The organism is Glutamicibacter sp. NPDC088483, assembly GCF_044753145.1.
Lineage (GTDB): Bacteria > Actinomycetota > Actinomycetes > Actinomycetales > Micrococcaceae > Glutamicibacter.
Map to the genome: position 1 here is coordinate 439,171 of NZ_JBIVMP010000003.1, position 11,095 is coordinate 450,265.

An 11,095-nucleotide genomic window follows, 5' to 3' on the forward strand; every position below is an offset into this window, starting at 1 on the left:
CATGCGCCAGATCCATGCCGCGGTGCTTGAGCGCCGGGAGAACCAGCGGCCCTATGCCAAGCACCGGCCGCTGGCGATGCGCCAGCTGCAGCTCGAAGAACCCGGGCCCGGCGAAGTGCTGGTGCGCATCACCGCGGCCGGACTGTGCCATTCGGACTTGTCGGTGATCGACGGGAACCGGCCGCGTCCGCTGCCGATGGTGCTGGGCCACGAGTCAGCAGGCATCGTCGAGCAGGCGGGTGATGGGGTGGATCTGGACATCGGCCAACAGGTGATCTCGGTCTTCCTGCCGCGCTGCGAGAAATGCGAAGCCTGCGCCAAGGGCGGCAAGCTGCCGTGCAGCGCCGGCACCGCGTCCAACGGTGCAGGGACCCTGCTGACCGGCGCTCGCCGGTTGGCCCTCGACGGCCAGCCGGTCCATCACCACCTCGGCGTCTCGGCCTTTGCCGACTACGCGGTGATGGATGCGCGCAGCCTCATCCCGGTGGGCGCGGACGTTCCTGCTGAAGTGGCCGCGGTGCTGGGCTGCGCGGTGCTCACCGGCGGCGGTGCACTGCGCAATGCCGCCGGGGCAACCGGCGCCCAGGATGTTGCCATCGTCGGCCTGGGCGGGGTAGGCATGGCCGCCTTGCTGGTGGCCGCGGGGCAAAGGAGCACCGGCAGTATCCTGGCCGTTGACGCCAATGAGGACAAGCTGGCCACCGCGCTGGCCTTGGGCGCCGATGAAGCCTGCACGCCGCAGGCCCTGGGGCAGCGCACCGCCGAAATCGTGATCGAGGCCGCGGGGCATCCGCGTGCCTTCGAAACCGCCTTGCAGGCCACCGGCGTGGGCGGAACCCTGGTGACCGTGGGGCTTCCGGCTCCGGGCGCGATGAGCAGCATCGAGCCCCTGGGCCTGACCGCAGGTGCGCGCACGATCATCGGCAGCTACATGGGTTCTGCCCTGCCCAAGAAGGACATTCCCTACTACGAGCAGCTCTGGCGCTCCGGCAAGCTCCCTGTGGAGAAACTCGTGGAAACCAGGCCGCTGGCCGAGGTCAACGACGCCCTGGATGCACTAGCCGAGGGACGGTCGGTGCGCCAAGTTCTGCTGCCCTGAAATCAGGGCAGAAGGCCAGTAGGATTGGTGGGTGACTGATTCCACTGCGGGGCCCCGTGCCCTGGCAACGCTGACTGACATCCGGGTATTCGATTACCTTTGCCAAGCCCCGGCGACCCGTACCCAGATCGCTGCGGATCTGGGGATCTCCAAGCCCACCGCATCACAGGCGATCTCGCGCCTGCAGGAGAACGGCCTGGCCTCGTCCATCGAGCGGGACAACGAGCCCAAGCGCGGCCGCGTTCCCGAGCACTATGCGCTGGACAGCGGCTTCGGCCACCTGCTGGCACTGTGCCTGCAGGCAGAATTCCTGCAGGTCCGCGCCACCGACTTGGCCGGAAAGACGCTGGTGGACCGCTTCTACCCGCTGACGGCGCAAACCACCGCCGCGCAGGTAGAGCAAATGGGAGCCCGCGAGATCTCCCGCGTGGCCGCTGAGCTCGGCTCCCCATTGCTGGCCGGGGCCGTGAGCCAGTCAGCCCCGGTGCAGCGCGATGGCGGGCTGCGAGTCCTGGCCACCCCGATTTTCCCTTCCTCCGGGGCCAACCTTGCCGGCCAGTTCGCCGGCGGGGTTCCGGTGCTGCTGGATAACGACGTGAATTGGATGGCCCTGGCCGAAGCCGGGGAGCTGGCCGGTTCCTTGATGATGATCTACATCGGTTCCGGCCTGGGCGCAGGCCTGGTCATCGACGGTGCGCTGCACCGCGGCAAGCACGGCACCGCCGGCGAGCTGGAGACCCAGCTGGTAGGCACCGCGAACCTGCGCGATGCGCTCGGCGAGGCCGGGATGTTCCAGACCCGCGTGCTCTGGGAAAAACTGGCCGATGAACGGAACTGGCCAGCCTTCCTGTCCCCGTTCGGCCGTGTCCTGGCCAACCTGATCGGCTTCGTCGATCCGCAGCGAGTGGTGGCCATCGGCCCGGGGCTCACGCCTCAATTGTGCGCGGCGCTGGAAAGCGAACTGAACAGCTTGCTGCCCAAACCGGTTCATGTTCAGCTTTCCACCTTGGGAACGGAGGCCGCGGCACGCGGCGCTTTGGCCGGCGCCCGGGAGCTGGCCTTGGCCAACTTATGGGAAAACTACCGGGTACGTTGACCAAAGTGACCCAAGCTATATATTGTAAAGAGTCCTTAAAATTTTATTTGCTTCACCGGGGAGACCACTGATGGCACCATCTGACGCATCGGCATCCACGTCCCAGTTCGCTGCCATCGGCCTTGATCTGGGCGGCTCGTCGATCAAGTACGGATTGGTTGGAACCGACGGCAAGCTTGTTGAGAGCACCTTCAGCAAGGCAGCTACGCCTGAGGGCGCGCATCCGGATGCTGTCGCCCAGGTGATGGCGGGCATCGTTGCCGACCTGCAGGAGCTCACCGGCGACGAGCTGGCAGGAATCCCCGCTGGCGTCACCGTGCCTGGCATCGTCATCGACGGGGTCGTGCACTCGGCGGCCAATATCGACAAGGCCTGGATCGGCTTGGACGTCACCGCTACCTTCAGCGCGATCCTGGGCCGTGACGTCTTTGTGCTCAACGATGCGGATGCCGCCGGCGTGGCCGAGGTCTACGCGGGTGCCGGAGCCGAGCAGGGCAAGCCGGTCAAGGGCAGCACCTTGCTGCTGACCCTGGGCACGGGCATCGGCTCGGCCTTCTTCCGCGACGGCGTGCTGTTCCCGAATGTCGAATTCGGCCACCTCGAAATCGACGGATTCAATGCCGAGAGCAAGGCCGCCGCGCGAGTCATGCACGAGGAAAACCTCAGCTGGGAGCAGTACATCGCCCGCCTGCAACGCTACCTGTCCCACGTGGAATTCCTGTGCAGCCCGGATTTGATCATCATCGGCGGAGCGATCTCCGAAGACCACGAAAAGTTCCTGCCGCAGCTGGAACTGCGAGCCAGGATCGTGCCTGCCCAATTCAACAACGCCGCCGGGGTACTGGGCGCTGCGCATCGCGCGCTGAAACCCGGCAACTAGGAACCTATGCATACGATTGACCCGAAGGCCCAGATCAAGCTCGTCGCCGTTGACATGGACGGCACTTTCCTGGACGGCGAAGGCAAGATCCCCGAGGCATCGTGGGCTGTGATCGACAAGCTCCAGGCCCGCGGCATCAAGTTCGTGCCGGCTTCCGGGCGCCAGTTCGCGACCCTGCGCGAGCAGTTCGCCCCCTTGGGGGAGATCGCGATCATTGCCGAGAACGGGACCGTCGTGATGCACGGCGAGAATGAGATCTACTCCAACATCATCGATCCGCCATCGGTAGCCGCCGTGATCCAGGCCGTGCGCGGGCAAGCCGCGCTGGACGCCGGATTGGTGCTGTGCGGACGCCGCACCGCCTATGTGGAGCGCGCCGATGAACGGTTTGCCAACGCCGTGGCCCCGTACTACCGCGCCGTGCAGGTGGTTGACGACCTGGCCCAGGTCGAGGACGAGATCATCAAGATGGCCGTCAACGTCGGCACCGGCGCCGTGCAGGCAATGGCGGCAGCGCTGCAGGTGCCGCTGCAGGTGGTGATCTCCGGCAGCCACTGGGTGGATGCCATGAACCACGGCGTGCACAAGGGACTGGCCCTGGCAGCGTTGCAGGACAAGCTGGGAATCAGCGCGGATGAAACGGCAGTTTTCGGCGACTACCCCAATGACCTGGAAATGATCAAGGCCGCCACCTACTCCTTCGCCATGGCCAATGCGCATCCGGTGGTGGCAGAAGCCGCGAACTTCACCGCGCCTTCCAACCTCGAGCACGGTGTGCTGCAGGTGCTCGGCGCCTACCTCGATGGGCGTACCCGGCTCTGAAGCCACGGGCAAGATACCTCTTGGGGCCGATGTCGGCGGCGGCCGATTCCCGCTAGGCTCGGGGCATCGAGTGAACCCGCTGGGTGCTATTGGGCAAAAGGGGAACGAGCCATGGAATCGCCAACAGCCATCATGGGCGCAGTCCTGGTGCTTATTGCCTTGATCGGTTGCGGGGTTTTCGATCGCAAGCCCAGGGCTAGCGTTCGGGGGGAACTGCACGAGCCGGGGTCCGGGTGGAGGTTTTTCCTTCACTTGGACCCCGGCTTTTCGCGTTGGCTAGTTGCCCAGGTAGTGGCGGATTCCCGCCAGGGCGGCACGTACCCCCGAATCCAATGCTCCACGGTATTCGGGCAGGAAGAACGGGGAGTGGTTGCCAGCCGGTGCTGGATCCTGCGGGTCGGCACCGCCGAACATCCAGAACACGTTCGGCACGCCGATGGCATCGCCCAGGGCGCCGAAGTCCTCGGACCCCATGAGCGGCGGCACCAGGCGGACCTGCTCCTGCCCGAATTCCCCGCGCAGTGCGCCCACGACGTTGCCGGTCTGCTCCGGGTCGTTGTACAGCCGCGGGAAGGTGTAGAGCTGCTCGATCTTCGGCTGCGGAGCTCCCGAGGCCTGCGCCTCGGCATCGATGATGCGGGTGACCGCATCCAGCACCTTCTCGCGGACCGGTTCGGTGAGCGTGCGGATGTTCAGCGTGAGCACCGCAGTGTCCGGGATGATGTTTTCCTTCAGGCCTGCATGGAATGAGCCGCAGGTGACCACGGCGGAATCCAGCGGATGCACTTCGCGCGAGGTGATGGTCTGCAGCCGGGTGATGATATTGGCTCCCAGGACAATCGGGTCGATGGAATCCTGCGGCTGGGAACCATGGGCCTGCTTGCCGTAGAGGGTAACCTCCAGCGAGTTGGCCATCGCCATCGCCGATTCCGGGGTGATGTGGATGATTCCGGTGGGGAAGGGGAAGACATGCTGGCCGAGGACTGCTAATGGCCGCGGAGCCCGCTCCCACAGGCCATCGGCAAGCATGGCGGCGGCGCCGGCGCTGGTTTCCTCGCCGGGCTGGAAGATGAACACCACGGTGCCGGCCCACTGGCCGGTGCTGCGGGCCAGCACGCGGGCCGCGCCCAGGGCGCTGGCCACGTGGGTGTCATGGCCGCAGCCGTGCATCACCGGCACATCGGTGCCATCAGCCAGCAAGCCCCTGGCGGTGGAGGCGTAGTCCACCTTGGTGTCCTCGGCGATGGGCAATCCGTCGCTGTCGGCGCGGAAGGCCACCACTGGCCCCTCGCCGTTGCGCAGGATGCCCACCACACCGGTGCCGCCGCAGCGGAAGTGCTCGATGCCCAGGTCTTCGAGCCTGGACTCGATGAACGCTGCGGTGTTGTGCTCCTGCATGGACAGCTCCGGGGTGCGGTGCAGGTGCAGGTAGTCCTCGTGCAGGGTTTGGGTTTCGGTTTCGGTGAGCCCGAAGGTGTTCAGCATGGAATGATCCTCTAGCTTTCTGCGGTGTAGATTTTCTTGCGGTCGCGCAGGACCCAGGAGAAGACGATGGAGCTGATGACCACGATGGCGGTGGCGAACATGCCCACCGCTGGTGCCGCCGGAACGACCACGAAGTTCATGGCCAGGGCCAACGCCAAGGCGATGATGGTGGGGCGCAGCGACTTCATTGCCACGATGCTCTGGACCAGCACGGCACCCATCAGCGAAGGCAGGATGTACAGGCGGGCCACCTCGATGACTTCGAGGGGGATCAAGGAAACCAGCCAGGTGCCCAGCAGGCCGACGAACAGCAGCAAGCTGGTCAGGTGGACGGTTGCTGCACCGCAGATGGCCATGACCGCGGCCAGGTCGCCGCGCTTGGATCCGGGCTTGGCGCCAATGGTGGACTGGGCCACGATCGCCGCCGGAAGCAGCTTATTGGAGATGTTGCCGATCATGAACGCCTGGTACATGGCTGCCGAACCGAGGATGGGGAAGTAGGTCAGCGGTTCGACGATCCACAGCACGCCGAAGGTTGCACCCACGGCGAGGAAGGCGACCCAAATCATGGACGGGGTGATCTGCAGGCCGCTGAAGAAGGCGATGTAGATCGGGCCGATCAGCGAGAGCACCAGTCCGATGAGCATGGTGATCGAGCCGTAGCGCGACGTCTGCTTCTCGAATCGCGCCATTGATGCGTCGGCGCCGGTCAATTGGGGTGTCGTAGTCATGATTGGTCCTTAGGCGGTGTGCAGGAAGTAGGCGGCGACGATGGAAACGACGATGGAAATGCCCAAGGCCCATTCCTTGAGCCATTTGATGTTCAGCACCTTGGCCAGGTACAAGCACAAGCCCATGCAGGCTGCGGAGATTCCCACCAGAATTGCGTGGATGCTGGATTTCGGCAGTTCGGCAATGGTCAGTGCGGAGAACGCGCCGAGCAGGGCCGCGGTGGGGATCAGCGCCATGATTGCCGGGTTGCGCTTGGACATGGACGCGCCGCCCTTTTTCAGCAGCGGGGTCATGATCAGCGTGCAGATCATCCACATGGCGCCGGACAGGCTCATGGCCAAGAAGGCGACTCCGAAGACCTGCTGGGTGTAGCTGCCGCCACCGAGGGACGCGCCCATGGTGCTGGCCGCGATACTCGCAGAACCGGTTTCAGCCGCGGCGGAGCCGATCAGGCCGATGCGTACCAGGACCGCGGGTGTGCCGAAAAGGGCCAGCAGTGCGATAGCTACCAGGACCACCGCCAGGGACGGGCCGATGGACGCGACCATGCCGGCACGGAAGGATTCCTTGACTTCGTTGAGCGGCATGTCCACATGCGGAGCTGCCTTCTTCGCCGCCCGCGAATACAAGATGCACTGCACGAAGATGACAGCGAAGACACCCAGCGCGCAAAGCCAGAGGACCGGCGAGTTGGCCAGAGCCCAGATGTCGGTTGATCCGGGATCACCTGCTGCCATGACGAGTTGCGGATTCATGAGTGCTCCTTGGGTTGGAAACAGTGGATGTGAGCTGGATCTCTATCGAGTACCAACGATCCGGGATTAGAATGTTTCTGGCAAGATATGAATTGATTAGCCATAAATCTGGCCAAATCCTCCAAAACACCCCAATTGCACGAGTGGAACTTGGGAATTTAGACGAAATAATCTGAACTTTTTCCATATGAATTGCAGTGGTACCGGCGCCATGCGGCGGTTGTGGCCTGAAAGCAGGAATCATGTCCGATTTAAGCATCCTCAGCGACCTGGAACGGCAAATCATCGTCGCCTTGCAGGTCGACGGCCGCGCGACTTGGCGCAAGATCGCCCGGGTGATTGGCGAACCGGAACGTACCGTTGCCCGCTACGGTTCAGCCCTGCTCGAGCAGGGGAAGGTGAAGATCGCGGCTATTGCCCATCGCGCCGGCGCCGTGATTGCCTCGGTGAGCTGCGCGCCCGGAACGATCCCGGTAGCCAGCCAAGCGCTGTCCGCGCGAACCGACACCAGCTTCACCTATATGGTCACCGGTGAAAGCGACGTCGTCAGCGAACTGCACTACGACGGCGGGTTGCAGGACATCCTGACGTTGCAGCTTCCGGCCACCCCGGGCCTGAGCAATATCCAGATCTACCCGATCCTGAAATACTTCAAGACCATTCGCGCATGGCGCGGCGGGGCACTGAGCAATGCGCAGGAAACGGCTTTGGCCCCCAGCACCGGAGGGGAACTGACCACGTGGAACCCCGTCGGAGAGCTGGGGGACAGCGATCACCTCATCATCGACGTGCTGCGCAAGGACGGCAGGGCAAGCATCGAAACTATCTCGCGCCAAGTGCGCCTGAGCGAAACCTCGGTCTCCCGCCGGCTGGATTGGTTGCTGCGCGGCGAGCACATCTCCATTCGTGCGCTGGTTGATCCCGCGCTGATGGGATTCAAGGTCGAAGCGCTGCTCTGGGTCCAGGTCTCCCCGGCCCATGTGGATGCGTTGGGGACCCTGCTCACCAGCCTGCCGCAGGTGAGGTATGTTGCCGCGGTGGCTGGCGATGCCCAATTGCTCGTGGACGTCACGGTGCCAACCCAGCGGGATCTCTACGAATTCATTGCCAAGACGAAATGGGGCGAAATGGTCCAGCTGCGCACCTCGATGGTGCTCGGTGCCCGCAAACGCGGCGGTCAGCTGGCCGGCGCCTGAACAGGCCGGCGGATAAGGTGTTCAGCAACAATTCACCGGTTTTTCGCTCCCGCAGCCGAAGGGGGCCAGCGGCGGTAAACGCAAGGTGAACACTTCCCCGAAAGGCGATAATAATGCGTAATATCGTCTCAACGGTTCGGAACCGCTTCGGAAGTGGCATAGTCTCACGATACCGGGCGGCATGGCTTCGCTCGCGCTGTTAACAACCAGTTAACGCTGCAGGGGTGAAAGGAATACCGGCAACCGTGAGCAAGAGGTTGACCTACGGGACGAACCAGGGAACGGCTACGCCTGAAAGCGCGTGGCGCAAACGCAAGGACGCGTGGGAGCACTTGGGCTATGTGCTCAGCGAGATCTCTTCTGAATACCAGGAGGAAGACCGCCGCACGGAGCACGAACTGGAGGCCGGCCGGTTGCTGGGGCTGCTGGCAGCCATAGAACCGTACTGGGCGAATCCCGGCATCGAATATTTCAACGAGGTTTCCCGGCTCATGTCCGGCGGGCAGTACGAAGATGCCATGAAGCTGGTCTACCAAGCGAACCAGACCTTCAGGACGCTGACCCAGTACATTGACCTTGAAGGCCATGACGAGGCGGAACAGGATCCATCCCAGCTGGGTAACGGTGCACCTGGCAACGCCAGGGTGCAGGCACCGATGGTGGAAATCCTGCTGGTGGATAATGGCCCGGCGGAGGAGATTGAGCTTTTCAAGGAAGAAATCGCCGAACAGCGCCAGCGCACCGATCCGTTCCACTACAACTTCGTGGTGGTGCCCAGCGTGGAAGATGCCTTGGCCGCGATCCTGATCAATCCCGGCATCCAGTCCGTCGTGCTCACCGCCCGCTTTGATGTGCGCACGCGCCGCCGGCTTTCCTCGACGCTCAAGAATTTCATTGCCCGGCGGATGGAAGGCTATTTCCAATCCACTAGGCAGATCCAGGGCCTGCTGGATCTGGAAAACATCCTCGATGAACTGCGCCCCGAAGTCCCGGTGTACCTGATCGCCGGGGTCGCCCTGGAATCGATTGCCCACGAGATCACTGGGCGTTTCCGCCGGATCTTCTCGCGCAATGACCGGATGGATCTGCACCTGTCGATTGTCTCGGAAGTGCTCGAACGCTACCAGACCCCGTTCTTCAACGCGCTGCAGAAGTACGCCAAGCGGCCTGGCGGGGTCTTCCACGCCATGCCGATCTCCCGCGCAGGTTCGGTGCAGAACTCCCCATGGGCCAGGGACCTGGTGGACTTCTATGGCAAGAACCTGCTGCTGGCCGAAACCTCGGCCACCTCCGGCGGGCTCGATTCCCTCCTGGACCCGCAAAGTTCCATCAAGAAGGCCCACGAGCTGGCGGCCCGGGCTTTTGGCAGCCACCGCACCTACTTCGTCACCAATGGCACGTCGACCGCCAACAAGATCGTGCACCAGTCGATTCTCGCTCCGGGGGACATCGTGCTGGTGGACCGCAACTGCCACAAGTCCCACCACTACTCGCTGGTACTCGCCGGGGCGAACGTCAGCTACCTGGAGGCCTACCCGCTCAACGAGCATTCGATGTACGGGGCGGTGCCGCTGGAGGAGATCAAGGGACGGCTGCTGCAACTGCGCCGCGAGGGCCTGCTGCACAAGGTCAAGATGCTGACCTTGACCAACTGCACCTTCGACGGGATCATCTACGACCCGCGCCGGGTGATGGAAGAATGCCTGGCCATCAAGCCGGATTTGGTGTTCCTCTGGGACGAGGCCTGGTTCGCCTTCGCAGGATTCCACCCGGTGTACCGCCAGCGCACCGCCATGACCGTGGCGGCCGTGCTCGAAAAGCAGCTGCAGACCGCGGATTACCACCAGCGCTACGCCGCGCAGCGTGCGGCCCTTCCATCACCGGGCACCGTGGAGCACCCGGAGAATGACCAGGCCTGGCTGGACACCCGGTTGATTCCGGATCCGGAGCAGGTCCGTTTGCGGGTGTACTCCACCCAGTCCACGCATAAGACCCTGACCTCGTTGCGCCAGGGCTCGATGATCCACATCTACGACCAGGACTTCGCGGTGCGCAACCTCAACGCCTTCCGCGAGGCCTACATGACCCACACCTCCACCTCGCCGAACTACCAGATCCTCGCTTCGCTGGATATCGGCCGCCGCCAGGCCGAGCTGGAAGGCTACGCGCTGGTGCAGCGCCAGGTCGATTTGGCGCAGTCGATTTCGCGGGCCATGGCGCGCAACGAGCTGCTGGGCAAGTATTTCAAGATCCTGCACTCGACGGACCTGATCCCGCAGAAGTACCGCCGGTCCACCACGCAGAACCCGGTGCGCGACGGCCTGGCAGCCTGGGACGAAGCCTGGGCAGAAGACGAGTTCGTGGTGGACCCCTCACGCCTGACCTTGGACATCAGCCGCACGGGCGTGGACGGGGACACATTCAAGCACGAGTACCTGATGGATGGGCATTCGATCCAGGTCAACAAGACCAGCCGCACCTCGGTGCTGCTGATGACCAATATCGGCACCACCCGTTCGGCCGTGGCGCACCTGATCGAGGTGCTGGTGAAGATCGCGGAGGAACTGGACCGCAAACGCCGCCTGGATGGGAGAGTGCTGGCGCTGGGCAAGAAGCCTGCGGCCGAACAGATTCCGTTGCCGGACTTCAGTGCCTTCGCTCCTGAATTCGCAGGAGGCGGTGGAAGCGGGGACATGCGCTCGGCCTACTACCTGACCTACCAGGACCCGGCGACGCATTTCCTGTCCTCCGCGCAGATCCGCACCCAGCTGGTGAACGGAGAACGCGTGGTGTCGGCGGTATTCGTCACCCCGTACCCGCCGGGATTCCCGGTGCTGGTCCCCGGCCAGGTCATTACCCTGTGCATTCTGGATTACATGGACCGATTGGACACCCGCGAAATCCACGGTTACCACCAGGATCTGGGCTACCAGGTGTTCACCTGCGAAGCCCTGGAACAGATCGCGGCGCAGCAGCCCTGAACGGGTTGAGCGGCTTGCCTTGAACGCAGCTTGCGAACCCACCCGGCAT

The 11,095-nt window shown here is 63.8% G+C and carries 9 protein-coding genes; 6 read left to right on the forward strand and 3 right to left on the reverse strand.

The window, feature by feature from the left end; translation table 11 throughout:
- The first annotated feature begins 1 nt into the window (after position 1).
- The 4 genes from ACIP6G_RS08840 (at position 2) to ACIP6G_RS08855 (ending at position 3,897) form a co-directional block, all read left to right on the forward strand.
- Complete coding sequence (locus tag ACIP6G_RS08840) at positions 2–1,099, forward strand: alcohol dehydrogenase catalytic domain-containing protein (protein ID WP_400289541.1); 1,098 nt, start codon at positions 2–4, stop codon at positions 1,097–1,099.
- Between the two features lie 31 nt (positions 1,100–1,130).
- Positions 1,131–2,195 carry an ROK family transcriptional regulator gene (locus ACIP6G_RS08845; RefSeq protein WP_400289543.1) on the forward strand — a complete coding sequence of 355 codons (1,065 nt, stop codon included), beginning with the start codon at positions 1,131–1,133 and terminating at the stop codon, positions 2,193–2,195.
- A gap of 70 nt (positions 2,196–2,265) precedes the next feature.
- Positions 2,266–3,075, forward strand: coding sequence for a polyphosphate--glucose phosphotransferase (ppgK, locus tag ACIP6G_RS08850; protein WP_332727753.1), 810 nt, complete (start codon positions 2,266–2,268; stop codon positions 3,073–3,075).
- Between the two features lie 6 nt (positions 3,076–3,081).
- Entirely contained in the window at positions 3,082–3,897 is an 816-nt protein-coding gene (locus ACIP6G_RS08855) for a Cof-type HAD-IIB family hydrolase (protein ID WP_400289545.1), read from the forward strand.
- 276 nt (positions 3,898–4,173) lie between these two features.
- On the opposite strand, the gene ACIP6G_RS08860 is transcribed toward ACIP6G_RS08855, so the two are convergent.
- The 3 genes from ACIP6G_RS08860 to ACIP6G_RS08870 are packed head-to-tail and all read right to left on the reverse strand — an operon-like array spanning position 4,174 to position 6,869.
- Entirely contained in the window at positions 4,174–5,382 is a 1,209-nt protein-coding gene (locus tag ACIP6G_RS08860; protein ID WP_400289548.1) for an amidohydrolase, read from the reverse strand.
- 11 nt (positions 5,383–5,393) lie between these two features.
- The gene (locus tag ACIP6G_RS08865; RefSeq protein WP_400289550.1) at positions 5,394–6,113 is read right to left on the reverse strand and encodes a hypothetical protein; all 720 of its coding nucleotides are present in this window, start codon (positions 6,111–6,113) and stop codon (positions 5,394–5,396) included.
- A 9-nt stretch (positions 6,114–6,122) separates the two neighbouring features.
- Complete coding sequence (locus ACIP6G_RS08870; RefSeq protein ID WP_400289551.1) at positions 6,123–6,869, reverse strand: DUF5058 family protein; 747 nt, start codon at positions 6,867–6,869, stop codon at positions 6,123–6,125.
- Positions 6,870–7,111: 242 nt separating this feature from the next.
- Here ACIP6G_RS08870 and ACIP6G_RS08875 point away from each other — a divergent pair, with 242 nt between their 5' ends.
- Together ACIP6G_RS08875 and ACIP6G_RS08880 are read left to right on the forward strand one after the other, a co-directional pair.
- On the forward strand, positions 7,112–8,065 hold the full coding sequence (locus ACIP6G_RS08875; protein WP_400289553.1) for an Lrp/AsnC family transcriptional regulator: 954 nt from the start codon (positions 7,112–7,114) through the stop codon (positions 8,063–8,065).
- Between the two features lie 245 nt (positions 8,066–8,310).
- On the forward strand, positions 8,311–11,046 hold the full coding sequence (locus ACIP6G_RS08880) for an aminotransferase class I/II-fold pyridoxal phosphate-dependent enzyme (protein ID WP_400289555.1): 2,736 nt from the start codon (positions 8,311–8,313) through the stop codon (positions 11,044–11,046).
- Positions 11,047–11,095 lie beyond the last annotated feature (49 nt).